Origin of the sequence: Mycobacterium sp. JS623 (genome assembly GCF_000328565.1) — a bacterium.
In the GTDB taxonomy this organism is placed as follows: Bacteria; Actinomycetota; Actinomycetes; order Mycobacteriales; family Mycobacteriaceae; genus Mycobacterium.
The window spans coordinates 1,124,092-1,147,983 of the sequence record NC_019966.1; the positions used below are offsets into that span (position 1 = coordinate 1,124,092).

The 23,892-nt window shown below is 65.7% G+C and carries 27 protein-coding genes; 22 read left to right on the forward strand and 5 right to left on the reverse strand.

The features are described 5' to 3' along the window. Positions 1 to 12: 12 nt before the first annotated feature. From MYCSM_RS05345 to MYCSM_RS05390, 10 genes are all read left to right on the forward strand, one after another. Positions 13 to 1,116 (forward strand): alpha/beta fold hydrolase, encoded by a 1,104-nt coding sequence (locus tag MYCSM_RS05345; RefSeq protein WP_015305116.1) that lies wholly within the window; start codon positions 13 to 15, stop codon positions 1,114 to 1,116. Continuing rightward, positions 1,109 to 1,606: a tRNA (adenosine(37)-N6)-threonylcarbamoyltransferase complex ATPase subunit type 1 TsaE gene (gene tsaE / locus MYCSM_RS05350; RefSeq protein WP_015305117.1), complete on the forward strand. Its 498-nt coding sequence runs from the start codon at positions 1,109 to 1,111 to the stop codon at positions 1,604 to 1,606. Before MYCSM_RS05345 ends, tsaE begins: the two co-directional genes overlap by 8 nt. Then, positions 1,591 to 2,193, forward strand: a complete 603-nt coding sequence (tsaB, locus tag MYCSM_RS05355) for a tRNA (adenosine(37)-N6)-threonylcarbamoyltransferase complex dimerization subunit type 1 TsaB (protein WP_015305118.1) — start codon at positions 1,591 to 1,593, stop codon at positions 2,191 to 2,193. Before tsaE ends, tsaB begins: the two co-directional genes overlap by 16 nt. Next, entirely contained in the window at positions 2,190 to 2,669 is a 480-nt protein-coding gene (gene rimI, locus MYCSM_RS05360; RefSeq protein WP_015305119.1) for a ribosomal protein S18-alanine N-acetyltransferase, read from the forward strand. Before tsaB ends, rimI begins: the two co-directional genes overlap by 4 nt. Beyond that, positions 2,666 to 3,691: a tRNA (adenosine(37)-N6)-threonylcarbamoyltransferase complex transferase subunit TsaD gene (gene tsaD, locus MYCSM_RS05365; RefSeq protein ID WP_015305120.1), complete on the forward strand. Its 1,026-nt coding sequence runs from the start codon at positions 2,666 to 2,668 to the stop codon at positions 3,689 to 3,691. Before rimI ends, tsaD begins: the two co-directional genes overlap by 4 nt. Positions 3,692 to 3,757: 66 nt before the next feature. Continuing rightward, positions 3,758 to 4,225 carry a nuclear transport factor 2 family protein gene (locus MYCSM_RS05370; protein ID WP_015305121.1) on the forward strand — a complete coding sequence of 156 codons (468 nt, stop codon included), beginning with the start codon at positions 3,758 to 3,760 and terminating at the stop codon, positions 4,223 to 4,225. 180 nt (positions 4,226 to 4,405) lie between these two features. After that, positions 4,406 to 4,708 carry a co-chaperone GroES gene (gene groES / locus MYCSM_RS05375; protein ID WP_015305122.1) on the forward strand — a complete coding sequence of 101 codons (303 nt, stop codon included), beginning with the start codon at positions 4,406 to 4,408 and terminating at the stop codon, positions 4,706 to 4,708. Positions 4,709 to 4,786: 78 nt separating this feature from the next. Continuing rightward, positions 4,787 to 6,406: a chaperonin GroEL gene (gene groL / locus MYCSM_RS05380; RefSeq protein ID WP_015305123.1), complete on the forward strand. Its 1,620-nt coding sequence runs from the start codon at positions 4,787 to 4,789 to the stop codon at positions 6,404 to 6,406. Positions 6,407 to 6,461: 55 nt separating this feature from the next. Then, positions 6,462 to 7,964: an adenylate/guanylate cyclase domain-containing protein gene (locus MYCSM_RS05385; protein ID WP_015305124.1), complete on the forward strand. Its 1,503-nt coding sequence runs from the start codon at positions 6,462 to 6,464 to the stop codon at positions 7,962 to 7,964. 132 nt (positions 7,965 to 8,096) lie between these two features. Beyond that, positions 8,097 to 9,581 (forward strand): threonine/serine ThrE exporter family protein, encoded by a 1,485-nt coding sequence (locus MYCSM_RS05390; protein WP_015305125.1) that lies wholly within the window; start codon positions 8,097 to 8,099, stop codon positions 9,579 to 9,581. On the opposite strand, the gene MYCSM_RS05395 is transcribed toward MYCSM_RS05390, so the two are convergent. Beyond that, on the reverse strand, positions 9,533 to 9,988 hold the full coding sequence (locus MYCSM_RS05395; RefSeq protein WP_015305126.1) for an OsmC family protein: 456 nt from the start codon (positions 9,986 to 9,988) through the stop codon (positions 9,533 to 9,535). The two genes, MYCSM_RS05390 and MYCSM_RS05395, sit on opposite strands and share 49 nt — an antisense overlap. Positions 9,989 to 10,006: 18 nt before the next feature. Here MYCSM_RS05395 and MYCSM_RS05400 point away from each other — a divergent pair, with 18 nt between their 5' ends. Beyond that, positions 10,007 to 10,501, forward strand: a complete 495-nt coding sequence (locus MYCSM_RS05400) for a hypothetical protein (protein WP_015305127.1) — start codon at positions 10,007 to 10,009, stop codon at positions 10,499 to 10,501. Between the two features lie 19 nt (positions 10,502 to 10,520). Here MYCSM_RS05400 and MYCSM_RS05405 read toward each other — a convergent pair whose 3' ends face one another. Then, positions 10,521 to 10,811 carry a WhiB family transcriptional regulator gene (locus MYCSM_RS05405; RefSeq protein ID WP_015305128.1) on the reverse strand — a complete coding sequence of 97 codons (291 nt, stop codon included), beginning with the start codon at positions 10,809 to 10,811 and terminating at the stop codon, positions 10,521 to 10,523. Positions 10,812 to 11,237: 426 nt separating this feature from the next. On the opposite strand from MYCSM_RS05405, the gene MYCSM_RS05410 reads away from it, so the two are divergent. From MYCSM_RS05410 to MYCSM_RS05420, 3 genes are all read left to right on the forward strand, one after another. Continuing rightward, positions 11,238 to 12,023, forward strand: a complete 786-nt coding sequence (locus MYCSM_RS05410) for a hypothetical protein (RefSeq protein ID WP_015305129.1) — start codon at positions 11,238 to 11,240, stop codon at positions 12,021 to 12,023. 91 nt (positions 12,024 to 12,114) lie between these two features. After that, positions 12,115 to 12,693, forward strand: coding sequence for a sigma-70 family RNA polymerase sigma factor (locus tag MYCSM_RS05415; protein WP_015305130.1), 579 nt, complete (start codon positions 12,115 to 12,117; stop codon positions 12,691 to 12,693). After that, the gene (locus MYCSM_RS05420) at positions 12,686 to 13,879 is read left to right on the forward strand and encodes an anti-sigma-D factor RsdA (protein ID WP_015305131.1); all 1,194 of its coding nucleotides are present in this window, start codon (positions 12,686 to 12,688) and stop codon (positions 13,877 to 13,879) included. The genes MYCSM_RS05415 and MYCSM_RS05420 overlap by 8 nt, the downstream gene beginning before the upstream one ends. A gap of 12 nt (positions 13,880 to 13,891) precedes the next feature. Here the strand turns inward: MYCSM_RS05420 and MYCSM_RS05425 are convergent, their stop codons facing one another. Next, positions 13,892 to 14,296, reverse strand: a complete 405-nt coding sequence (locus MYCSM_RS05425; RefSeq protein WP_015305132.1) for a DUF5319 domain-containing protein — start codon at positions 14,294 to 14,296, stop codon at positions 13,892 to 13,894. A gap of 157 nt (positions 14,297 to 14,453) precedes the next feature. On the opposite strand from MYCSM_RS05425, the gene guaB reads away from it, so the two are divergent. The 5 genes from guaB (at position 14,454) to phoU (ending at position 20,241) form a co-directional block, all read left to right on the forward strand. Beyond that, positions 14,454 to 15,995 carry an IMP dehydrogenase gene (gene guaB / locus MYCSM_RS05430; RefSeq protein ID WP_015305133.1) on the forward strand — a complete coding sequence of 514 codons (1,542 nt, stop codon included), beginning with the start codon at positions 14,454 to 14,456 and terminating at the stop codon, positions 15,993 to 15,995. A gap of 22 nt (positions 15,996 to 16,017) precedes the next feature. Then, positions 16,018 to 17,145: a GuaB3 family IMP dehydrogenase-related protein gene (locus tag MYCSM_RS05435; RefSeq protein WP_198345050.1), complete on the forward strand. Its 1,128-nt coding sequence runs from the start codon at positions 16,018 to 16,020 to the stop codon at positions 17,143 to 17,145. A 103-nt stretch (positions 17,146 to 17,248) separates the two neighbouring features. Then, complete coding sequence (locus tag MYCSM_RS05440) at positions 17,249 to 18,982, forward strand: GMC family oxidoreductase (RefSeq protein WP_015305135.1); 1,734 nt, start codon at positions 17,249 to 17,251, stop codon at positions 18,980 to 18,982. Positions 18,983 to 19,093: 111 nt separating this feature from the next. After that, complete coding sequence (locus MYCSM_RS05445) at positions 19,094 to 19,510, forward strand: hypothetical protein (RefSeq protein ID WP_041311366.1); 417 nt, start codon at positions 19,094 to 19,096, stop codon at positions 19,508 to 19,510. A 71-nt stretch (positions 19,511 to 19,581) separates the two neighbouring features. Further along, a complete protein-coding gene (gene phoU / locus MYCSM_RS05450; protein WP_015305137.1) occupies positions 19,582 to 20,241 on the forward strand; it encodes a phosphate signaling complex protein PhoU in 660 nt (219 codons plus the stop codon). Here the strand turns inward: phoU and MYCSM_RS05455 are convergent. Beyond that, positions 20,238 to 20,891, reverse strand: coding sequence for a DedA family protein (locus MYCSM_RS05455; RefSeq protein ID WP_015305138.1), 654 nt, complete (start codon positions 20,889 to 20,891; stop codon positions 20,238 to 20,240). The two genes, phoU and MYCSM_RS05455, sit on opposite strands and share 4 nt — an antisense overlap. A 34-nt stretch (positions 20,892 to 20,925) precedes the next feature. Next, positions 20,926 to 21,240, reverse strand: coding sequence for a carboxymuconolactone decarboxylase family protein (locus MYCSM_RS05460; protein WP_015305139.1), 315 nt, complete (start codon positions 21,238 to 21,240; stop codon positions 20,926 to 20,928). A 79-nt stretch (positions 21,241 to 21,319) separates the two neighbouring features. On the opposite strand from MYCSM_RS05460, the gene MYCSM_RS05465 reads away from it, so the two are divergent. From MYCSM_RS05465 to MYCSM_RS05475, 3 genes are read left to right on the forward strand one after another with little or no spacing between them, the layout of a single operon-like run. Beyond that, a complete protein-coding gene (locus tag MYCSM_RS05465; RefSeq protein ID WP_198345003.1) occupies positions 21,320 to 22,177 on the forward strand; it encodes an SDR family NAD(P)-dependent oxidoreductase in 858 nt (285 codons plus the stop codon). A gap of 9 nt (positions 22,178 to 22,186) precedes the next feature. Beyond that, complete coding sequence (locus tag MYCSM_RS05470) at positions 22,187 to 23,254, forward strand: NAD(P)H-dependent amine dehydrogenase family protein (RefSeq protein ID WP_015305141.1); 1,068 nt, start codon at positions 22,187 to 22,189, stop codon at positions 23,252 to 23,254. After that, complete coding sequence (locus MYCSM_RS05475; protein ID WP_015305142.1) at positions 23,251 to 23,829, forward strand: TetR/AcrR family transcriptional regulator; 579 nt, start codon at positions 23,251 to 23,253, stop codon at positions 23,827 to 23,829. Before MYCSM_RS05470 ends, MYCSM_RS05475 begins: the two co-directional genes overlap by 4 nt. The last annotated feature ends 63 nt before the right edge of the window (positions 23,830 to 23,892 follow it).

The following is a 23,892-nucleotide window of genomic DNA, read 5'->3' on the forward strand; positions in this document are numbered from 1 at the left end:
GACAACGAGACTGTGCGGCCGCGCGGCCGAAGGTCCAACGCGCCATGGCTGGCTGGGGCAGCCGGGTTGACGGCGGTCGGCACCGCCGCCGGCGTGTCGGTGGCCAGGTCTTTGCGACGACGGGTCAGCACCGACGATCCCTACGATCACGAGGATTTCGAGCTGCTCGACGCCGACCGCAGCTTCGTCGTCACCACTCCCGACGGTGTCGACCTGGCGGTGCGCGAGGTCGGCCCGAAAGATGCCCGGCTGACGGTGGTGTTCGCACATGGCTTCTGTCTTCGGATGGGCGCCTTCTACTTTCAGCGTGCGCGGCTGGTCGAGCAGTGGGGGCCGCAGGTCCGGATGGTGTTCTACGATCAGCGCGGCCACGGCCAGTCCAGCGAGGCGGCACCAGAGTCGTACACCGTCGAGCAACTGGGCCAAGATCTGGAAACCGTACTCGCGGTGATGGCGCCGCGCGGCCCGGTGGTGTTGGTCGGACACTCGATGGGCGGCATGACAGTCCTGTCGCATGCGCGGCAATTTCCGCACCGCTACCCAACTCGCGTCGTCGGCGCGGCGATCATCGCGTCTGCCGCCGAAGGTGTTTCGCGGTCGCCGTTGGGCGAGATCCTGAAGAACCCGGCGCTGGAGGCGGCGCGGTTAGCCGTGCGCTATGCCCCGAAGACAGTGCATCGCACGCGGGGCGCAGCGAAGTCAGTGATCGCCCCGATCCTGCGGGCTGCGTCCTACGGCGACGAAAAGATCAGCCCGAGCGTCGTCGCCTTCTCCGAGCGAATGATGCACGAAACACCGATCGCCACGCTGGTGGAGTTCCTGCACGCACTCGAGGTGCATGACGAGCTCGCGGCGCTGCCGACACTGGCGAAGGTGCCCACGCTGATCGCCTGCGGCGACCGCGACCTGCTCACCCCGATGGAGCATTCGCAGAGCATGGCTGCGGCGTTGCCGAAGTCCGAGCTGATAATCGTCGGCGGTGCAGGGCATCTGGTGCAGCTCGAGGCGCCTGAGGTCATCGACGAGGCTCTCGTCCGACTGGTCGAACGCGCCACCCCATCCAAGCTCGTCGAGCTCACGCGCCGGGTCCGTGAACGGGTGCGCAACCATGGCTGAGCGTCGGCATGGCACCGGCGCCGCTCGGTCGGCGACATCAGGCACGGCTGAGCTCGCCACAGCCGAGGACACCACTGCGTTGGGCGCGGAGCTGGGCGGTCAACTGCGCGCCGGTGATGTGGTGGTGCTGTCCGGTCCGCTGGGCGCGGGAAAGACCGTGCTGGCCAAGGGCATCGCTATGGCCATGGATGTCGAAGGCCCGGTGATCTCGCCGACGTTCGTGTTGGCCCGGGTGCATCGCGCGCGCCGAGTCGGCGCCCCGGCCATGATCCACGTCGACTTGTACCGGTTACTCGACCATGGGTCGGTCGACCTGCTCGCCGAACTCGACTCGCTGGACCTCGACACCGATCTCGATGACGCCGTCGTCGTCGTGGAGTGGGGCGAAGGCCTCGCCGAACGACTTTCTGACAGCCACCTCGACATCCGGCTCGAACGCGGGCCGGAGACCGAAGTGCGGACCGCGATCTGGCAGTGGAGCCGACGTTGACCCTCATCCTGGCCATCGACACCGCGACGCCCGCGGTCACCGCAGGCATCGTGACGCTTGATGGGGTCGAGGTGCTTGGGCAACGGGTCACCGTCGACGCCCGCGCACACGCGGAGCAGCTCACTCCGAACGTGCTCGGCGCACTTGCCGATGCCGGTGCGACGGTCAACGACCTCGACGCCGTCGTCGTCGGTTGCGGGCCAGGACCTTTCACCGGGCTGCGGGTCGGCATGGCCACGGCCGCGGCCTACGGTCACGCGCTCGGCATCCCTGTGCACGGAGTCTGCAGCCTCGACGCGATCGGCATCGAAAGCACAGGCACCGCGTCCGAAGTTCTAGTAGTGACCGATGCCCGTCGCCGCGAGGTCTATTGGGCGCGTTACCGCGACGGTGTCCGCGTGGACGGACCTGCGGTGAACGCACCGGCCGATGTGCCAGGGGCGGAGGAGGCCCTTGCGCTTCCGCCGGTGTATCCCAGCGTCGCGGGGCTCGTGCGGGCGGTCGCCGACTGGACGGCTGCGCCTGCGCCATTGGTTCCGCTGTACCTGCGTCGCCCCGACGCCAAACCATCGGTGGTGACCCGATGACGGTCGTGTACACGCCGCTGACCGCCGACGACGCCGCGCGATGCGCTGAGCTGGAAAAGCAACTGTTCGACGGCGACGATCCGTGGCCCGCTCGGGCTTTTCTGGCGGAGCTGGAGGCCAAACACATCCGCTATGTTGCGGCCCGCATCAAGGCGGAATCGCCGGCTCGGCCGGCGGCCGACAAGCTTGTCGGCTACGCAGGGATCTCCCGCCTTGGCCGAAAGAAGCCGTACGAGTATGAGATTCACACAATCGGGGTGGACCCGGAGTATCAGAATCAGGGCATCGGCAGACGGATGATGAAAGATCTGCTCGACTACGCCTCGGATGGAACGGTTTTCCTCGAGGTGCGCACCGACAACGAAGCTGCGATCGCCCTGTACGAGAGCCTGGGCTTCGTCAACGTCGGCCTGCGCCGTCGGTACTACCGGGCCAGTGGCGCCGACGCCTACACTATGAGACGAGATCCACCATGACGACCATCCTGGCCATCGAAAGCTCCTGTGACGAAACGGGTGTCGGCATCGCGCGGCTGGACGACGACGGCGCCGTGACGCTGCTCGCCGACGAGGTGGCGTCCAGCGTCGACGAACACGCGCGGTTCGGCGGCGTGGTCCCCGAGATCGCCTCGCGGGCACACCTGGAGGCACTTGGTCCGACGATGCGGCGCGCGCTGGAGACCGCCGATATCGACAAGCCGGATATCGTCGCCGCAACCATCGGCCCGGGGCTGGCGGGTGCGCTGTTGGTGGGAGTCGCTGCAGCCAAGGCGTATTCGGCCGCGTGGCAAGTGCCGTTCTATGCCGTCAACCATCTGGGTGGTCACCTGGCCGCCGACGTCTACGACCACGGCCCGCTGCCCGAGAGCGTCGGGCTGCTGGTGTCGGGCGGTCACACCAACCTGCTGCACGTGCGGTCGCTGGGTGAACCGATTGTCGAGCTCGGCAGCACCGTCGACGACGCGGCAGGCGAGGCGTACGACAAGGTCGCGCGGCTGCTCGGGCTCGGCTATCCCGGCGGCAAGGTGCTCGATGACCTTGCGCGCCAAGGAGACCGCGACGCAATCGTCTTCCCGCGAGGCATGACCGGCCCGCGCGACGATCCGTACGCGTTCAGCTTCTCCGGGCTCAAGACCGCGGTCGCGCGGTATGTGGAGAGCCATCCCGATGCGCCGCAGGCGAATGTGGCCGCCGGCTTCCAGGAGGCGGTCGCCGACGTGCTGACGCTCAAAGCCGTCCGCGCCGCCAAAGAGCTCAACGTCAAGACGCTGTTGATCGCGGGGGGAGTGGCAGCCAACTCGCGGCTGCGCGAGCTCGCCGAGGAGCGGTGCAATGCCAACGGGCTGACGTTGCGGATCCCTCGTCCGCGACTGTGCACCGACAACGGCGCGATGATCGCCTCGTTCGCCGCGCATCTGATCGCCGCGGGGGCACCGCCGTCGCCGCTGGATGCCGCCAGTGATCCAGGGCTACCCGTCGTGAAAGGACAAGTGGCTTGATCCCCGAAGGGGAGTGTGAGTGAGGATCGCAGCGAAGCGAGGACCGGAGCGAATAGGAGCCGAGACGTGATCGAGGACAAGCTCGCCATCACCGAGCTGCTCTACCGCTATGCCGAGCTGATCGACGCCGGTGACTTCGACGGGGTGGGCCGGCTGCTGGCGCGTGCCACCTTCGCCGGCACGCGGTCGCCGTCGACGTCGAGCGCCGAGGCCATCGCCAAACTGTTCGGCGCGACTACTCGCCGCTATCCCGGGCATGGAAACACGCCACGGACCCGCCACCTGGTGCTCAATCCGATCGTCGAGATCAGCAGCGAGATCAGCGGAGCGCGAACAGCCAAATCTCGCTCGACCTTCTGCGTGGTCCAGAACACCGAGACGGTCCCGCTGCAGCCGATCGTCGTCGGCCGCTATTTCGATACCTTTACCTGCGACGATGACGGTTGGTACTTCACCGAGCGCCAGGTCGACGTCGAGATGATCGGCGACATCTCGGCGCACTTGATGTTCGACCCGCGCGACTTCGACCGTTAGTACAGGGGTGACCTTGAGTGCTAGCACTCTCGTGTATAGAGTGCTAGGTGGCACGCGGCCAACCCCTGCTCCGGCACCCGCGACGACGGCGCGAGGGCACGGACGCATGCCGAACACCTGTAATGCAGTGATTCGGGGATTGGCCCCGGATCTAAACCCGAACTACTGGAGGGCTCCATCGTGGCGAGCGTGAACATCAAGCCACTCGAGGACAAGATCCTCGTACAGGCCAACGAGGCCGAGACCACGACCGCGTCCGGTCTGGTCATCCCCGACACCGCCAAGGAGAAGCCGCAAGAAGGCACCGTCGTCGCAGTCGGCCCCGGCCGCTGGGATGAGGACGGCGAGAAGCGGATTCCGCTGGACGTGTCCGAGGGCGACGTCGTCATCTACAGCAAGTACGGCGGCACCGAGATCAAGTACAACGGCGAGGAGTACCTGATCCTGTCGGCCCGCGACGTGCTGGCAGTCGTCAACAAGTAAGCACACGTATTCCGCCCCGGAGATCCCCGTAACCGCGGGCGATGTCCGGGGCGGCATGCGTATTAGCGAAAGATACTTATGAGCAAGCAGATTGAGTTCAACGAAACTGCGCGCCGCGCAATGGAAGCCGGCGTAGACAAGCTCGCCGACGCGGTCCGCGTGACGCTGGGCCCGCGCGGTCGGCACGTCGTGCTGGCCAAGGCTTTCGGTGGCCCGCAGGTGACCAACGACGGCGTCACCGTCGCCCGCGAGATCGACCTCGAGGATCCGTTCGAGAATCTCGGTGCCCAACTGGTGAAGTCGGTAGCCACCAAGACCAACGACGTCGCAGGTGACGGCACCACCACCGCGACTGTGCTCGCACAGGCGATCGTCAAGGCAGGTCTGCGGCAGGTCGCCGCGGGTGCCAACCCGATCGCCCTGGGGTCGGGCATCAGCAAGGCAGCCGACGCGGTGTCAGAGGCGTTGCTTGCCTCGGCCACCCCGGTGTCGGACAAGAAGGCTATTGCTCAGGTCGCGACGGTTTCGTCGCGCGACGAGCAGATCGGTGAGCTGGTCGGCGAGGCGATGACCAAGGTTGGGCATGACGGTGTCGTGTCCGTCGAGGAGTCGTCGACGCTGAACACCGAGCTGGAGATCACCGACGGCGTCGGCTTCGACAAGGGCTTCATCTCGGCGTACTTCATCACGGACTTCGACGCCCAGGAAGCGGTGCTCGAGGACGCGCTGGTGCTGCTGCACCGCGAGAAGATCAGCTCGCTGCCGGACCTGCTGCCGCTGCTGGAGAAGGTCGCCGAGAGCAGCAAGCCGCTGCTGATCGTCGCCGAAGACGTTGAGGGCGAAGCACTTTCGACGCTGGTGGTCAACGCGATTCGCAAGACGCTGAAGGCCGTCGCGGTCAAGGCGCCGTTCTTCGGTGATCGCCGCAAGGCGTTCCTCGATGACCTCGCGATCGTGACGGGCGGTCAGGTCGTCAACCCCGATGTTGGGTTGCTGCTGCGCGAGGTCGGCCTTGACGTGCTCGGCTCGGCTCGCCGCATCGTGGTGGACAAGGACAGCACCACGATTGTCGACGGTGGGGGCACGAAGGAGGCCATCGAGGCCCGCGCCGCACAGCTGCGGGGCGAGATCGAGAACACCGACTCCGACTGGGATCGCGAGAAGCTCGAAGAGCGGCTGGCCAAGCTGGCCGGTGGCGTCGCGGTGATCAAGGTCGGCGCGGCTACCGAGACCGATCTCAAGAAGCGCAAGGAAGCCGTCGAAGATGCGGTCGCGGCTGCCAAGGCCGCGGTTGAAGAGGGCATCATCACCGGCGGCGGGGCGGCGCTGGTGCAGGCGCGCAAGACGCTGGCCTCGCTGCGTGAGTCGGTGACCGGCGACGAAGCGGTCGGCGTCGACGTGTTCGACGCGGCGCTGTCGGCCCCGCTGTACTGGATCGCCGCCAACGCTGGGCTCGATGGATCGGTGGTGGTGAACAAGGTTTCCGAACTGCCGGCGGGGCAGGGCTTCAACGCCGCCACGCTGGAGTACGGCGATCTGGTGGCCGACGGCATCGTCGACCCGGTCAAGGTCACCCGCTCGGCGGTGCTGAACGCGGCATCGGTCGCACGAATGGTGCTGACCACCGAGACCGCGGTCGTCGACAAGCCGGCCGAGGAAGAGGATCACGGCCACGGCCACCACGGCCACGCGCACTAATTAGTTGAGACGAAACACCCCCGGCTCACCAAGCCGGGGGTGTTTCGTTTTCGGCATGGACCGTATCTGGCAATGGGCGTGGGATCGGTACGGAGCGAGGTACTCGTGGGCACTATGTGCAGTCGCGTTCATCGTGATGCTGCCGTCATTCGTGATGTTGTCGTTGATCGTCATCGCCTACGAGAACTCCGATCGCTATGCCGAGGCCGCCGCCGTCACCGTGGTCGCGATTGTGCCGCTCATGTACGTGTATTTCCTTCCCGGCCGAGGACCGCTACGTCCTGTGGAGCGTTGGGCTGCCGGTCAAGACATCGATCGGACGCGCGCTCTGGATGCCACGTATGTGGCCGCCCGGGCCGTGGTTGTCCGAGGGTTGGTAAGCATCATTGTCTGGTTCGCCTTGCTGTTTGTCGTCGTTGGTGCAATAGCGGGGGCGACGGACTGGCGCCTGGTCCAGTACGGGATTCTGGGCGCCTGTTGGGGAGCCGCCGCCCAATTGATCGGTGTGCATGGCATCGTGGAGGCGGCGATGCGGCCGGCGAGGATCGCGATCGCTGGTGAGACCGGGATTGGTGACTCTCTGCCCCGCTCCCGCCCGACATTCGCCACGTGGTCGAGCACTTCCATGCTCGCTGTCGCGTTTGGCTTCACGATCGGCGCCGCGATGCTGGGCGCAACGTTCAATGAGGTCAGCGAATATCCCCTACTCGCTGTCTTGATCGGATGTGTGGCGCTGGGTTTTGCGGTTCCGATCTCCGTTGGTGTTGGGTTCGCACCCTCGTTGCGACCGATTCGCGATCTCGCTGAAGGAACTGAACGTGTCGCGGCGGGCGACTATTGGCAACGGCTGCCGGTGGTTCAGGACGATGACCTCGGCGCGCTGGCGGCATCGTTCAACCGAATGCAGGCGGGTTTGGCTGAGCGACAACGACTTCAGGCGGCGTTCGGCATGTATGTCGACCCAGCCTTGGCGTCGCGACTGCTCGAGCAGGGTGATGACGTCTTCACCGGAGAACGCCGGGAGGTAACGGTGATGTTCGTCGACGTTCGGGACTTCACGCCATTCGCGGAGGCGAATTCGGCCGAGGACACAGTCGCGCGCCTGAACGCGTTGTTCGAAATCGTCGTGCCCGTGGTCGTCGATGCCGGCGGGCATGTCAACAAGTTTCTTGGCGACGGTGCACTCGCAGTCTTCGGCGCACCAAACGAGCTCGCGAACCATGCCGACGCCGCGGTCGGCGCCGCGGTGCTGATTCAGCGTCTTGTCGCCGACCGATTCGGGGGAGAGCTTCGGATTGGGATCGGAATCAATACCGGTGAGGTGATTGCGGGCACCATCGGCGGAGCAGGTCATCTGGAATTCACGTTGATTGGTGACACCACCAATGTCGCTGCGCGCGTCGAGCAGCTCACCAAGACCACCGGTGACGGGATCCTTCTGACCCAGCAGACCGTTGACGCTGTGACCTCTCGACCATCCGAACTCGTCGACCGGGGATCGCACGCGTTGAAGGGAAAGTCAGCGGCGGTGAAGGTCTTTGGGCTCGCCCAGCGGTGAAGCGGCTACTGCAGTCGCTACCTCGTTTACGCGTGTGAGCGAAAACACCCGCGGCTTTAGGCAATCAGCGGAACCCTTGCGCCGGCTTGTGCGTTGCGCTTCGAGTCGACCGATGTTATTGGAGGAATAGCTGTGCAGTTGACCCGTGGACGCGCGGGCCAGCCATGGGGGGCGCGTCAACGCGAGATCTTGAATCGAATCGTCCGGGAAACCGACCCACCGACGGGCAGCCTGGCGCGGATTACCGATGAGGAGCCCAGAGACCGCGACGATGCCTACAACGAGCGCGTCGGAGAGGTGCTCGATCTCGCGGGGAACATCGGCGCCATTCTGATGGCGTCCGGAACGCCCGCCACCGCCACCATGGACCAGGTCGCGGCGATCGCCGCCGCGTACGGAATCGATCGGTGTGAGGTCGATGTCATCAACACGACGATCCACGTCGCGGCATACCGGGGACCGACCACGCCGGCGGCCAGCACACTGCACATCGTGCAGGCCCGGTCGATGGACTTCAGTCGGCTGGCGGCCGTTGACCGCTTGATCGGCCGGATCCGCGCAGGCGAGGTCGAGCCGTCGCAGGCCCGCAAAGAGCTTGACGCCATCATCACCGCGCCGCATCCATACAAGCGCTGGATAGCCACCCTTGCCTGGGGCGCGCTGGCGTTCGCTACTGCGGGCACCCTGGGCGCGGGCCTGTGGGTATGTCTAGTGAGCGCTTTCAGTGCCATGACGATCGACCGCGTCAATAGGGTGCTCAACCGGCATGGACTGCCGTTCTTCTTCCAGTACGCGGTTGGCGGTGCGATTGCGACCGCGCCGCCGATCCTGCTCTACGCGCTCAGCCCCAAGCTGGGGTTGCACTTCGAACCGACCGTGGCCATCGCGGCTGGCCTGGTTGTTCTCCTTGCCGGTCTTTCGTTGGTGGGTTCGGTCGGCGACGTCATCACCGGAGCCCCCGTCACCGCTGCGGCGCGCTTCTTCGAGTTGGTGATGTTGACCGCCGCGACCATCGCCGGCGTCGCATTCGTACTGCACCTCGCCAGCCGCTTCGGCGCGCCATTCGTCGCGATCAGTGCGGATGCCCCGCCCGCCCTGGCTGAGTTTCCTGCGCGTGTCGCATTCGGTGCGGCGAGCGCGGCGGCCTTCGCATTGGCCTGCTACGCCGAGCGGTCCGCGGCGATGGCAGCCGCGTTCGGTGGCGCCGCGGGCACCATCGCGTTTCTTCTCGCACAGGGCGCAGGGCTGGGGTCCGTGGTGGCATCGTTCGTCGCAGCGGTGCCGATCGGCTTGGTCGGCCGGCTCATGGAACGACGCAATCTGGCTCCGCCGCTTGTGGTTTCGATAACGGGCATCGTGCCGCTACTGCCGGGGCTTGCGCTGCTGCACGGTATCTACGCGATCCTCAACGACCAGCACGCCGTCGGCTTCGGTTCGGTGTTGGGTGCACTCGCGATCGGTACCGCCCTGGCGGCCGGCGTCACCCTTGGCGAATGGAGTTCGTGGAAGGTCAGGCGTCGCCGCGCTACCCGCGCGGTTCCCGGCAAACGTCGAACTGTCGGTCGTTGTCAGCGCAAGGATGTGGCGATGTCGATCTCCGATGTCAGCACCAGATGAACAGGACACCGTTCGGCGATCTGCAGTAACCGGTCCCGTTGAGCGTCGTCGAGGTCTCCCACTAACTCGATGTCGATGTCAATGTGGTCGATGAATCCTTTGGTCGTCTCGCATTCGGCACAGTCCTTGGCGTGAATACGATTGTGCCGCAACGTGACTCGAATCCGCTCTAGCGGCCATTCTTTTCGGTTGGCATACATTCGTACCGTCATGGAAGTACAGGCCCCTAGCGCGCCGAGTAGCAAATCGTAGGGTGTGGGCCCGGCGTCGTCGCCGATCGGTGCCGGCTCGTCGGCGATGAGTTCGTGGCGCCCCGCTGTGATTTGTCGGGTGAAAGTCCCCGAGCCGGTCTCGTTCACGATCACCGTGCCTTCGGCGGACGCGGCGTCAGCCTGTTGTGTAGTCATGCAACCTATTGTCACTGGGTGATCGAAGATGCCATCCAGTGGAAAGACGAGCTTGTCAAGGTCGCTGATCGATTGGAAGCAAAGACGAAGCAGACGCGGTGGACCGACCGCACCGGCGTGCTGATCGAGCGGGACTTCATCGTCGGTACCTACGCCATGCAAAAGCTGGTCGATTCGCGTGATGTGTCAGCAGAGCTGAGGCGGCGTCACATCCCGGTCAGGCGATACGAGTTGACAGGGAAGCCGCCCGATCCCGCTGACGTCGCAGATTCCTACGACTTCGAAAACGGCCGTCGAAGCACGCTTTCTGTGAAGAAGCTGTGCCACGAGATCATGCACAGCTTCGCATTCACGTTCTTTTGCGGTGAGACCGCGGACCTCTTCGATGGCATCTACGTGTCATCCGATCGCGACAAGAGGAGACACATTTACCTGGTGCTGGCATCCGACTTCATCGCGCTGTGCTCCGATGTGGGAAGCGAGAAACGGCCCCACTCCGGATCGCCGGGGTGAGGCCGCTTCTCGCGAAAGCTCAGGAAGCGCGGCGGATGCCTCGCTTCAGCAAGAGTTCACGCTCGGACTCGGATAGCCCGCCCCAGATGCCGTAGGGCTCGCCGACGGCCAACGCGTGCGCGCGGCACTGTGCGACGACAGGGCACTGACGACACATCTCCTTGGCGCGCATCTCTCGTTGTGCGCGGGCGCGGCCGCGTTCGCCGTCGGGATGAAAGAACATTGCCGAATCGACACCGCGGCACAGGCCTGACATCTGCCAATCCCAGATGTCAGCGTTTGGTCCGGGTAGCTGTTGCGGCTGTGGCATAGGAAAACCCCTCTCTACCCACCCTTTTCGTGACAGATGGGCGCGTGAGTTGTGGAACCGATCCGAGCACAAGTCGCCAATGACTACTCGTGCACACAAACTAGGGGCGCCCACGAAATTTCGTCAATAGCCCGATCATGTGCTCAACCACATAACCGCAGGCCGAGAATTTACGTCACGTTCATCGTTGCGACGCGTCGGCAACGCCATCGGTGGTAACGAAACAAGCCCGGCGCAATCGCGACTTGTGTTTTCGCTGTTCGCTTCTCGTCGCGTCGCAAACATTGTTCGCCGGTCGGTGACGGTGGTTGACATCGATTTAACATGGCCACCACGAACTGTTAACCGACGTTGATTGCCCAATATGTCCGATGCGTTCCCGGCGGTACCGGGTATCGCGCAACGTATTGATAGCGTCGCGATTCGATGAGCATCATGCCGGCGGACCCTCTGAGCAACGCGGCCTTCGGTGACGCACCGAATCTCTGGCCGCTGCCGCCCGCGTCCACTCCGCACGAACTGTGGTTGCGCGCTGTGGCTGCTGGGGGTCAGGGCCGTTACGGCAACGCCATAGCGGACCTGGATGAGCTGCGCCGCGCGCAGCGCCGCGGTCCGTTGGTGTCGCTGGCGCAGAGCACGAGGGCGTCGTTCTTACGTCAGCTCGGGTGGCACGAGCGGGCCCGCGGATGGGACGGCCGCGCGCTGGCACTTGCCGGGTCCGACCCGGAGGCAGGCGCCGACGCCTTCATCGGGTTGGCTGCCGACGCGCTCGGCGTGGGCCGGTTTGCGGCGTCGGCAGCCGCGTTGCAGCGCGCGGGTGAGTTGGTGAGCGGATCGCGGGTGCCCGTGCGGCTGGCATGGGTGTCTGCGGAGCTGGCGATGGCCCGCGGCGAGGGGGTGGCGGCCGTCGGCCATTCCGATCGCGCCGTCGAGCTGGCCGCGGCGCTGGGATCGGTCCGGCACGCGGTGAAATCGGAGGTCGTCAGGGCCGCGGCGCTGTGCAGTGCCGGGGAAGTCGACGCGTCCCGTCAGGTCGCCGAAACGGCGCTGCAGGCGGCCGAACGGCTGGGAATCATCCCGTTGCGCTGGGCGTTGGCCTGCTTGCTGGCCGACATCGGCAGCGCCCGTCACACGGCACCAGAGATGCTGAGGATTCGTAACGAATGCGCAGCTACGGTGCGTCGCCGAGGTGGCGATCTGGCGGAGCGCTGACAATGGTCACACCTTGGTGATCGTTATTGTTTAGCTGACGTCCGCACTTCGGGGACGTGTCCCTCACGTAACGCTGGAGATACCACTCACGATGACATTTTCGGGAGAACGTCTCGATGCTGTCGTTGCTGAGGCGGTGGCTGGCAACAGGGACGCGCTCCGGGAGGTGCTGGAGATCATTCGTCCGATCGTGGTTCGGTACTGCCGGGCCCGGGTTGGGACGACGGAACGAAGCGGTCTTTCAGCAGATGACGTCGCACAGGAGGTGTGCTTGGCCGCCATTACGGCGCTGCCGCGCTACAAGGATCAGGGACGACCGTTCCTGGCCTTCGTATATGGCATCGCCGCGCACAAGGTTGCTGACGCGCACCGCGCAGCCGCCAGGAATCGTTCCGACCCGACGGACGTCGTGCCGGAACGATATTCCCTGGAAGCGGGCCCCGAGCAGATGGCGCTGGACTCCGAATCGGCGGCCAGGATGAACAAGCTGCTGTCCGGGCTGCCGGATAAGCAGCGCGAGATCCTGATCCTGCGCGTCGTCGTTGGCATGAGCGCCGAAGAGACCGCAGAGGCCGTCGGCTCGACGCCAGGGGCGGTCCGGGTCGCTCAGCACCGGGCGCTGGCCAAGCTGAAGTCCGAAATCAACGCGACGGAGCACGGCCGTGCCTGACTTCGGACGCTGGAACGCGAACGGGGGCGACCCGTCGCTCAACGAGATCAACCGCACCGACCGGTTCCTCGACGCGCTGGCCGGCCAACAGGCGGTGTACTCGACCGACCCCAGCGAGGCGGAACTCGCGCAGCTGCTCGCGGGCTGGCGCGACGAGATTCGCACCCCACCCCTGATGCGGCCTGTCACGCCGCGCGACGCCGCGACGGCGCTGACGCGTGCGATCGACGCCCGCAAACGCACCCGGTTCTCGATGGCCATTGTTGGTTCGGTCGCCGCGGCCGTGTTGTGCATCGGCGGTTTCGGCGCCGTGATCGCGAGCTCCGGACCTGGTGACGCGCTGTACGGCTTGCACACGGCACTGTTCGGTGAGCAGACACGCACCGATGAGGTGACGCTCGCCTCGCAGCAGCTGGCCGAGGTCCAGCAGCTGATCGACAAGGGTCAGTGGCAGGCCGCGCAGGACAAGCTGCAGGCCGTCACCACCACTGTGGCGACCGTCAACGACGTTGAGCAGAAACAGGAATTGGTCTCGCAGTGGCAAGAGCTGACCGTCAAGGTCGACGCACAGGACGCCAGCGCGACCCTGCCGCCGGGCGTTCCGCCGCCGCCGATGCCTGAGCCCGTCGTGGTTGCGCCCGACTCCAATACGGCGACCATCCCGTCGTCGGAACCGGGCAGCGCGACGTCGTCGTCGTCCACCACTACTTCTTCGCCGTCGGAGACCACGTCCTCGACGTCGTCGACCACCACGACGAGCCCGTCGATATCGAGTTCGCCTGCGCCTGAGCCGCCGCCGCCGAGTGGTACGCCGACGACCACCACGTCGCCGACGCCAACCACCACCTCGACGACGACAACGACGACTCACGCGGTCACGACGACGACCACCACGCCGGCTGTCGTCGCCGGGCCACCTGCGGGTGGTGGCACGCCGCCCGCGGATTCTGGCTCGCCGGTCGGTGGCGGCGCCCAAGTTGTCGCACCGCCGACGGTTCCGTCAGAGGCACCGCGCCAGCGCGCGCCGGAAAGCCCGGCGACGCAAAGTCCGGCAACGCAAAACCCGGCGACTCAAAACCCGGCGACTCAAAACCCGGTGATTGAAGCCCCGCCGTCGCTGACCATTCCGGTCACCACGACCACATGGGTGATGCCACCGCCGAAGAAGCACGGCGGCGGCGAATAGCGGGTTGCGCCCTTAGCGATATCCGTCGGTTTCCGACGTGGCCTCGTTGAGCGACGCGTCGGCATAGCCGCGGCAGTAGTCCCAGGTCACGTAGGCATCGGGCTCGGGGTCATACGCCGGCTCGTGCGGACGCACCGTGCCGTCGACCAACAGCTGCAGCAGGTTGGCCCGCAGCATGTCCCAGTCGTGGTAATGGTCCTGCTGGCATTCGTCGCAGCACACCACGAGGCCGCGAATTCCCTTGTGCGCCAACAGCGCTTCGTATACCGCCAGATCGGCGAGATCGGCCTCGACCGCGGTCCGCTCCTGCGGGTCCAGCGGTTGGCCAGGCTCGAGTGCATCAAGCGCCGCCGTGGGGTCGCACGGGTCATCGGCGAATGGATCGGGCGGCAAACCCGGTGGCAGGTGATCTCGCACGAGTCCACACTACGCAGCAGCCCTGGCATCGCGCCAGCCGTTGGCAACCTCGTAAGCTGCGCGTCCGCAAGGCAGCGTGGGGCCGAAGCAGCGACTTCATTGCCGATAAGATGGGTATCTAGCTCGACGACTGTGCTTGTCACGGGAAGGCCCGCCCATGTCGATTGCTGAAAGCAGCATTCCCCTCGCCGTTCCGGTGCCCACCGGCGGCGATGACCCGACCAAGGTCGCGATGCTCGGGCTCACGTTCGATGACGTTCTGCTGCTGCCCGCCGCCTCAGATGTGGTGCCCGCCACAGCCGACACCTCCAGCCAGCTCACCCGCAAGATCCGGCTGCGCGTGCCGTTGGTCAGCTCGGCGATGGATACCGTGACCGAGTCCAGGATGGCGATTGCGATGGCCCGCGCGGGCGGCATGGGTGTGCTGCACCGCAACCTGCCCGTCGCCGAGCAGGCCGGCCAGGTCGAGACCGTCAAGCGCTCAGAAGCCGGCATGGTCACCGACCCGGTCACGTGCTCGCCGGACAACACGCTGGCCGAGGTCGATGCGATGTGCGCGCGGTTCCGGATCTCCGGGCTGCCTGTGGTCGATGCCGACGGCGCGCTGGTCGGAATCATCACCAACCGTGACATGCGCTTCGAAGTCGACATGAGCAAGCCCGTCTCCGAGGTGATGACGAAGGCTCCACTGATCACCGCGCAGGAAGGCGTTTCTGCCGAGGCCGCGCTAGGCCTGTTGCGCCGCAACAAGATTGAGAAGCTGCCCATCGTCGACGGACACGGCAAGCTGACCGGGCTGATCACCGTCAAGGACTTCGTCAAGACCGAGCAGTTCCCGCTGTCCACCAAAGACAGCGACGGCAGGCTGCTGGTCGGCGCGGCCGTCGGCGTCGGCGACGATGCGTGGACGCGGGCGATGACGCTGGCGGATGCGGGTGTCGACGTGGTGGTGGTGGACACCGCGCACGCGCACAACCGCACGGTGCTCGAGATGGTGCACCGGGTCAAGACCGTGCTGGGCGATCGGGTCGAAGTGATCGGCGGCAACGTCGCTACCCGGGCCGCGGCCGCTGCACTGGTGGACGCGGGAGCCGACGCGGTAAAGGTGGGCGTCGGACCCGGATCGATCTGCACCACGCGGGTGGTCGCCGGCGTCGGCGCACCCCAGATCACCGCGATCCTGGAGGCCGTCGCCGCGTGTGCGCCCAAGGGTGTGCCGGTGATCGCCGACGGCGGACTGCAGTACTCCGGTGACATCGCCAAGGCGCTGGCCGCAGGCGCGTCCACCGCGATGCTGGGCTCGCTGCTGGCTGGGACGGCCGAGTCGCCGGGTGACCTGATCTTCGTCAACGGCAAGCAGTTCAAGAGCTATCGCGGCATGGGTTCACTCGGTGCCATGCAAGGCCGTGGCGGCGCCAAGTCCTACTCGAAGGACCGCTATTTCCAAGACGATGCGCTCTCCGAGGACAAACTGGTGCCCGAGGGCATCGAGGGGCGGGTGCCGTTCCGCGGGCCGCTGTCGACGGTCATCCACCAACTCACCGGCGGGCTGCGCGCGGCCATGGGGTATACCGGTTCGGCGACCATCGAGCAGTTGCAGCAGGCGCAGTTCGTGCAGATCACTGCGGCTGGCCTGAAAGAGAGCCATCCGCACGACATCGCGATGACGGTCGAGGCGCCGAACTACTACACCCGCTAGGGGGAGTCACGCCATGCGAGACATGGTTGAGATTGGCATGGGCAGAACTGCCCGCCGCACTTATGAACTCGGCGACATCAACATCGTGCCGTCGCGGCGCACGCGGTCATCGCAAGACGTTTCGACGGCCTGGCAGATGGATGCTTACCGGTTCGAGATCCCGGTGGTGGCGCATCCGACCGACGCGCTGGTGTCGCCGGAGTTCGCGATCGAGTTGGGCCGCCTCGGCGGGCTGGGCGTGCTCAACGGCGAGGGGCTGATCGGTCGGCACGCCGATGTCGAGGAGAAGATCGCTCAGGTCCTCGAGGCTGCCGACAAGGAGCCGGAGCCGTCGGCGGCCATTCGGCTGCTGCAGCAATTGCATTCGGCGCCACTGGATCCCGAGCTGCTTGGTGCTGCGGTGGCGCGTATCCGTGAGGCGGGCGTGACCACGGCGGTACGGGTGAGCCCGCAGAACGCGCAGTCGCTGACGCCGTCGCTGGTCGCTGCGGGCATCGACCTGTTGGTCATTCAGGGCACCATCATTTCGGCCGAACGGGTTGCTTCCGACGGTGAGCCGCTGAACCTGAAGACCTTTATCTCCGAGCTCGACGTGCCGGTGGTCGCGGGCGGCGTTCTCGACCACCGCACGGCGCTGCACCTGATGCGCACCGGCGCGGCAGGCGTCATCGTCGGCTACGGCTCGACGTCGGGCGTGACGACTTCTGATGAGGTGCTCGGCATCAGCGTGCCGATGGCGACGGCGATCGCTGATGCGGCCGCCGCCCGTCGCGAATACCTCGACGAGACCGGCGGCCGCTACGTGCACGTGTTGGCCGACGGCGACATCCATACGTCCGGCGATCTGGCCAAGGCCATCGCGTGCGGGGCCGACGCAGTCGTGCTCGGCACGCCGTTGTCGACGGCGGCCGAGGCGCTCGGCGATGGTTGGTTCTGGCCGGCCGCGGCGGCGCACCCGTCGCTGCCGCGCGGCGCACTGCTGCAGGTTGCGATCGGCGAGCGCCCGCCGCTGGAGCAGGTGCTCAGCGGTCCGTCCGACGACCCTTTCGGCTCGCTGAACCTGGTCGGCGGGCTGCGCCGGTCGATGGCGAAAGCCGGTTATTGCGACCTCAAGGAATTCCAGAAGGTGGGCCTGACCGTCGGCAGCTGATTTTCGCCACAGCTCCGCATAGGGTCAGCCCAGCGACATCCAGCTTTACAAATTAGGCCCCCCTGTCTAGAACTTTGCGAGCGCTAAGTCCATACTGGTCGGCATGAAACCTGACTATGACGTTCTGATCATTGGTTCGGGGTTCGGGGGAAGCGTCACCGCGCTACGGCTCACCGAGAAGGGCTATCGCGTCGGGGTGCTCGAGGCGGGCCGACGGTTCAACGACGAAGACTTCGCGAAGACCTCGTGGAACCTGCGCAAGTTCCTATGGGCTCCGAAGCTCGGCATGTATGGCATTCAACGAATTCACTTGCTGCGCAACGTCATGATCCTCGCAGGCGCCGGGGTGGGCGGCGGTTCTCTGAACTACGCCAACACCCTGTACGTGCCGCCGGAACCGTTCTTCGCCGACCCCCAGTGGAAGGACATCACCGACTGGCGTAGCGAGCTGATGCCGCATTACGACCAAGCCAAGCGCATGCTCGGCGTGGTCAAGAACCCGACGTTCACCGACGCCGATCGCATCGTCAAAGAGGTCGCCGACGAAATGGGTGTCGGCGACACGTTCGTGCCGACGCCGGTCGGGGTGTTCTTCGGACCCGACGGCGAAAAGGCGCCGGGCAAGACGGTGCCCGATCCATACTTCGGTGGTGCAGGCCCCGCGCGCACCGGCTGCATCGAATGCGGCTCCTGCATGACGGGGTGCCGCTACGGGGCCAAGAACACACTGGTCAAGAACTACCTCGGCCTTGCGGAAAGGGCTGGGGCAGAAGTCATTCCGATGACGACCGTGACCGCTATCGAGCCGCAGTCTGATGGGTCCTGGAAGGTCCGCAGCGCCAGGACCGGCTTGTTGCCGTTCAAACGGCGCACGTACACCGCCTCGCATGTGGTGCTCGCGGCGGGGACTTGGGGCACGCAGAAGCTGTTGTTCAAGATGCGCGACAAGGGCAAGCTGCCCAGGCTCTCGGACAAGCTCGGTGTGCTCACCCGAACCAACTCGGAATCGATCGTCGGCGCAGGCCGCTTCACTGTGTCGCCCGACCTAGATCTCACGCACGGCGTTGCGATCACCTCGTCGATCCATCCGACGTCGGATACTCACGTCGAGCCTGTGCGATATGGCAAGGGCTCCAACGCAATGGGTCTCTTGCAGACCCTGATGACCGACGGGGCCGGGCCGCAGGGCACCGACGTTCCGCGCTGGAAGCAGTTCATCCAGCAGGCCGGCGAGGATCCCCGGGGCATGCTCCGGTTGCTCAATCCGCGCCGGTGGAGCGAGCGCACGATGATCGCGTTGGTGATGCAGCATCTGGACAACTCGATCACGACATTCACCGAGCGCACGAGGCTGGGATTCCGGCGGATGACCAGCAAGCAGGGACACGGCGAACCCAACCCCACCTGGATTCCGGTGGGCAACGAGGTCACGCGCCGGATCGCCAAGAAGATCGACGGCGTGGCCGGTGGCACCTGGGGCGAGCTGTTCAACATCCCGCTGACCGCGCACTTCCTCGGTGGGGCGGCGATCGGCAACACGCCTGAGCACGGCGTGATCGACCCCTATCACCGGGTGTACGGCTATCCGACGCTCTCGGTGCACGATGGTGCTTCGATTTCGGCGAATCTTGGTGTGAATCCGTCGCTTTCGATCACCGCGCAGGCCGAACGGGCAGCGTCGCTGTGGCCGAACAAGGGCCAGGTGGACCAACGGCCGGCGCAGGGTGAGGCCTACAAGCGGCTTGCGCCGATTCCGCCGGAGCATCCGGTCGTGCCCGCCGACGCACCTGCGGCGCTGCGGCCGCTGCCGATCGAACCGGTCAGCTCGGCCGGCTAACAGCAAGCTGTACGCAAACACCCATCGGCGGCCCTGTTACCCGGTGCCCGGCGGCCGGTAGGTATGTATCTCGCTGTCACGTAGTCACTTTGCGAGGAAAGCGAGAGTCCGTTGTCGTTGATCACTGCCCATATCTCCAAACGGGCATCCCTGACCGTCGGTGTCACCGCTGTTGCGGTCGGGGCGCTGTCGGTGGCGTGCAGTTCAACCGGGACGCCCGCGCCGACCGCGACGACGAGCACGACGACGACAACCACGACCACTTCGGCCGCGGCCTCGGGTGGCGGCCACCATGAGAAGCACGATTCGTCCGGTGGATCGAGCGGCGGCGGCGCGGCCCAAGCGCCCGTCGAAACCGACACGGTCACCGTCGTTCCCAACACGGTGACCAACACCGAGACGGATGTGCAGACGACAGTGCAAACCACCGTTGCGACCTCGGTGGCGACCGAAACGCAAACCGTGACCGCGACCCCGACGTGGCAGCAGCGCAGCCGGGATCAGTTCGGGTCGCAACAAGGTCACTGATCCGCCGCGGGTTTGCGCCGCTCGGCCGTGGGTACCTGCTACGCGAGTACCCTGAAGCCGGAGGTCAACGCATGCGGACGACGTATCACGAGGAGCTATCCGCGCTGTCCGCGCAAGTCGGCGACATGTGCCGGCTGGCCGCCGACGCGATGGAACGAGCGACGGCAGCGCTGCTGGGTGCGGACTTGACGGTCGCCGAGCAAGTTATCGCCGATCACGAGCACATCACCGCAATGAGCAAGAAGGTCGAGGCCAGCGCGATCAAACTGCTTGCGCTGCAACAGCCTGTCGCAGGAGATCTGCGGATGATCGTCGGCTCCCTTCACATCGGCGCCGACATCGAGCGGATGGGCGCGTTGGCTGTGCACGTTGCGAGGATCTCGCGGCTGCGGCATCCGGAGTGCGCGCTGCCCGACGACGTGCGAGCCAGTTTCGCCGAAATGGGTTCTAGGGCAATCAGTTTGGCCCGCACCGCGCGCGAAGTGCTCATCTCCCGCGATCCCGACAAGGCCGCCCGGTTGCGCGCCGAGGACGATGCTGTCGATGCCGAGCACCAGCACTTGTTCACGCTGTTGATCGACCACAAGTGGCAGGACGGAGTCTGCTCTGCGGTCGACGTCGCACTGCTCGGCCGGTTTTATGAACGCTTCGCCGACCATGCCGTCGAGATCGGCAAGCGGGTGGTGTTCGAGGCGACGGGCGGGTTGCCCGACCACAAGCAGATGGCCTAGTGGCGACGCAGCGTTTCCCAGTCGTGTTCCGCCTCGAGCCGCTCGATCAGTTTGGCGGTGCGTTCGCGCAACAACAACGTCAAGCCGATACCGATGAGGACGGCGACGACAAGCGCGATCCACGAAAACCTCGACAGCCATTTCTCCGCGGCTAGGCCCAGGTAGTAGACAACGGCGGTGGTACCGCCCGCCCAGCACAAGGCGCCGCTGGCGTTGGCGGCCAAGAAGCGCGGGTAGGGCATCTTCAACGCCCCGGCGAGCGGGCCGGCCAGGATGCGCAACAGCGCGATGAAGCGGCCGAAGAACACCGCCCAGACCCCCCACCGATGGAACAGCTGTTTGGCCAGCGCGACGTGGCCCGTGCCGAAGTGTTTGGGGAAACGGTTGCCGAGCCGTTCGAACAGCGACATGCCGTATCGGTGGCCGATCGAATACCCGATGGTGTCGCCGATGATTGCGCCGATCGTGGCGGATGCGCCGACAGCCACCGGGCTGATGTCGAGGGTGTGGCGGGATGCCAGCAGGGCAGCGCTGACGAGCACGATTTCTCCGGGCAGCGGGATGCCCAGGCTTTCAATGCCGATGACGGCCCCGACGATGAGGTAGATGGCTAACGGCGGGATCGTCTGCAGGATGGCGTCCACGTTCACGCCGCTAACAATGCCTCATCGCGCTCTCGGGTGCTTAGAGCAGAGTCTCCGCGGCAAGCAAGGAGGCCGAGATCGCGGCGGGAAACCCGCCGTAGAACGCGCAGTGGGTGATCAGTGCTGAGATCTCGGCGTTCGTCAGGCCGTTGTCGCGTGCGCGACGCAGATGGGCGGGAAACTCCTCTGGGCGGTAGAGGACTGTCAGCGCGGCCAGTGTCGCGATGCTGCGATCGCGGGGGCTCAGTCGCTCATCGGCCCAGACATCCGAGTACATCGGATTGTTGATCAGGTCGGTCAGTTCGGGTGTGAAGGCGCGGGCGGCCTCGCGAGGGGACTCCGGATATTTGGTCATGAGTCATCCCTACCAGGGCCGACGCCGTCTCTTGACGAAACCGCTTCCAGAAAACATTGAGTGCTCTATGGTTTTGCGCGTGGGTGCACTGGACACCAAGATCGCGATCGTCACCGGCACAAGCAGAGGAGTCGGCGTCGGTATTGCGCACGAACTGCTGCGCGCCGGTGCCACTGTCGTCGGCTGCTCGCGCTCGAAACTTGACGAGCTGCCCGGCATCGAACCCGAATGGTCGCCGCGGTCGGCCCAAATGACTTGTGACCAAGGCGATTACCACGCCATCGACGCGTTTGTCTCTGAGGTCGCGGCGACCTACGGCCGCATCGACATCCTCGTCAACAACGCCGGCGGTACAGTGCCGTGTCCGAACGTCGAGGACGTGCCCGTCTTGGTTTCGCAGATCCAGGGCGCGCCGCGCAGCGACAACGATTACGAGCGCACCGTGTTGTTTCATTCATTCGCGATCCAGATGAACCTGATCAGCCCGCTGTGGTTCGCCATTCGGGTGTGCCGGCAGATGCGCGAACAGGACGGCGTCGGCTCGATCATCAACATCTCCAGCGGCGCAGGCCACCCCGCCGGTTCACCCACACTGGTGTCCTACGGCGCCGCGAAGGCCGGCCTGAACCACATGACCCGCTCGCTGGCCGAGGAGTGGGGGCCCCGCGTTCGCGTCAATGCACTGGCGCTCGGCCCGACGATGACCAACAACTTCCGCAGCTTCGTCCTGCCCAAGGACGACCCCGACGGTGCTCAGTATTTCCGAAACATTCCGCTCAAGCGAGCAGGCGAGCCCGCCGAAGTCGGCCGTGCATGCGTGTTCTTGTGCAGCGGCGCAGCCGATTTCATCAACGGAACGACCATCGAGATCGACGGCGGCATGCTGCCCGGCGTGCTCTACGAAGCCGGCCTCAAAACCATCACCGACCTGCTTTAAGGGATCCGCGTGCGACGAGTCATCCAATTCTCCACCGGCAACGTGGGCCGCCACGCGCTGCACACAATCATCGAACGCCCCGATCTCGAATTGGTCGGCGTGCACGCCAACAGCGCGCGGAAGGTCGGCCGCGACGCTGCCGAGCTGTGCGGGCTGACGAGACCCAGCGGTGTCGTGGCCACCGACGACATCGACGCACTCGTCGCTCTCGAGGCCGACTGTGTGGTGTACACGTCGCAGGCCGAGATGCGGCCTCGCGACGCCATCGAGGAGATCTCCCGGTTCCTGTCCGCAGGGACGAATGTCGTTGGTACCTCAATGGTCTGGCTGGTAGCCCCCGAGCACGCCGATGACTGGCTGCGCGATCCGCTGCAACGGGCATGCAAAGCCGGCGACACCTCGCTGTATATCAACGGCATTGATCCCGGCTTCTCCGGCGACACGCTGGTGTACACCGCGCTGAGCCTCGCGGCACGCGCCACCGCGATCACCGTCCAGAAGATCTTCGACTACGGCACCTACGACGACTCCGAATTCACCGGCGTCAGTATGGGATTCGGCACCACACCCGACCACACGCCGATCATGTTCCAGCCCGGTGTGCTGACGTCGCTATGGGGCGGACAGGTCCGAAGCCTCGCCGACGGTCTCGGCATCGAGCTCGACGACATCCGCGAGCGGCACGAAACCTGGGTCACCCCAGAACCGTTCGCGTGCACGATGATGACTATCCCTGCAGGAGGAGTGGCCGCGGTCCGGTTCGCGGTCGAGGGCCTGCGTGGCGGTGAGCCTGTCATCACGATGGAACACGTCAACCGGCTCACCGACATCGCGGGACCCGACTGGCCGTATCCGCCGGATGGCCGCTCGGGCGTGCACCGCGTCACGATCACTGGCGACCCCGGCGTCGAGATCAACGCGCACGTGGGACTCGCCGGCGTCGACCACAACCAAGGCGGTGTAATCGCCACCGCGGCCCGCGCGGTCAACATGATCGAACCGGTGTGCACCGCACCCAGCGGTCTGCTGGCCGCGCGCGACCTGCCAGCCGCGCCCATCCGCGGCGTGATGTGGTGACGCAACTGCGCGCCGAGCGCACCCGCGCGCTGGTGATCGACGAGACGGTCCGCTGCATCCTCGAGGAGGGGTTCGCCGCCGCCAGCGCCAAGCACATCACCGAACGTGCGGGCGTGACATGGGGTGTTGTGCAGTATCACTTCGGAGACCGCGACGGACTGCTGATGGCCGTCGTCGACAAGGGCCTCATCGAGCTGACCGATGCGCTGCGCGAACTGCCGGCCGCCGCCGAAAATATCCGCGGCCGAACGGAATTCATCGTCAATGCGGCGTGGGACGCGTTCTCCAGCCCGACGTCCATGGCAGCGCTTGAAATCCTGATCGCCACCCGCGCCATGCGCGATACCGGCGCCACTGCCCACCTCGCTACGCTCGGCACCACCATGGCCCAGTTGGGCAAGCACATTGGCGAAGGGCTGCACGCGCGGCACGCGGCGGCGATCGGCAATCTGATCTGGGCCACGCTGCGCGGGCTGGTCGTGGCGACGCTGGTGGTGCCGGAGCCGGTCGACACCCGCCGCGAGCGGCGGGCGCTGGTGGACATGATCACCCGCTATGTTGACAGCGTTGATTAGCCCGCGCGCAGCAAACCCGTGCTTTATATTGGGCTGCTTTCCAGCGAGGCTCGCAAACCCCGC

Excerpts from the sequence above, each read along its gene's own strand:
- rimI (WP_015305119.1), top strand. The coding sequence starts at position 2,190 with ATGACGGTCGTGTACACGCCGCTGACCGCCGACGACGCCGCGCGATGC.
- phoU (WP_015305137.1), top strand. The coding sequence starts at position 19,582 with ATGCGGACGACGTATCACGAGGAGCTATCCGCGCTGTCCGCGCAAGTC.
- tsaE (WP_015305117.1), top strand. The coding sequence starts at position 1,109 with ATGGCTGAGCGTCGGCATGGCACCGGCGCCGCTCGGTCGGCGACATCA.
- MYCSM_RS05395 (WP_015305126.1), bottom strand. The coding sequence starts at position 9,988 with ATGACTACACAACAGGCTGACGCCGCGTCCGCCGAAGGCACGGTGATC.
- MYCSM_RS05405 (WP_015305128.1), bottom strand. The coding sequence starts at position 10,811 with ATGCCACAGCCGCAACAGCTACCCGGACCAAACGCTGACATCTGGGAT.
- MYCSM_RS05460 (WP_015305139.1), bottom strand. The coding sequence starts at position 21,240 with ATGACCAAATATCCGGAGTCCCCTCGCGAGGCCGCCCGCGCCTTCACA.
- tsaD (WP_015305120.1), top strand. The coding sequence starts at position 2,666 with ATGACGACCATCCTGGCCATCGAAAGCTCCTGTGACGAAACGGGTGTC.
- MYCSM_RS05410 (WP_015305129.1), top strand. The coding sequence starts at position 11,238 with ATGAGCATCATGCCGGCGGACCCTCTGAGCAACGCGGCCTTCGGTGAC.
- MYCSM_RS05415 (WP_015305130.1), top strand. The coding sequence starts at position 12,115 with ATGACATTTTCGGGAGAACGTCTCGATGCTGTCGTTGCTGAGGCGGTG.
- groL (WP_015305123.1), top strand. The coding sequence starts at position 4,787 with ATGAGCAAGCAGATTGAGTTCAACGAAACTGCGCGCCGCGCAATGGAA.
- MYCSM_RS05435 (WP_198345050.1), top strand. The coding sequence starts at position 16,018 with ATGGTTGAGATTGGCATGGGCAGAACTGCCCGCCGCACTTATGAACTC.
- MYCSM_RS05385 (WP_015305124.1), top strand. The coding sequence starts at position 6,462 with ATGGACCGTATCTGGCAATGGGCGTGGGATCGGTACGGAGCGAGGTAC.
- guaB (WP_015305133.1), top strand. The coding sequence starts at position 14,454 with ATGTCGATTGCTGAAAGCAGCATTCCCCTCGCCGTTCCGGTGCCCACC.
- MYCSM_RS05440 (WP_015305135.1), top strand. The coding sequence starts at position 17,249 with ATGAAACCTGACTATGACGTTCTGATCATTGGTTCGGGGTTCGGGGGA.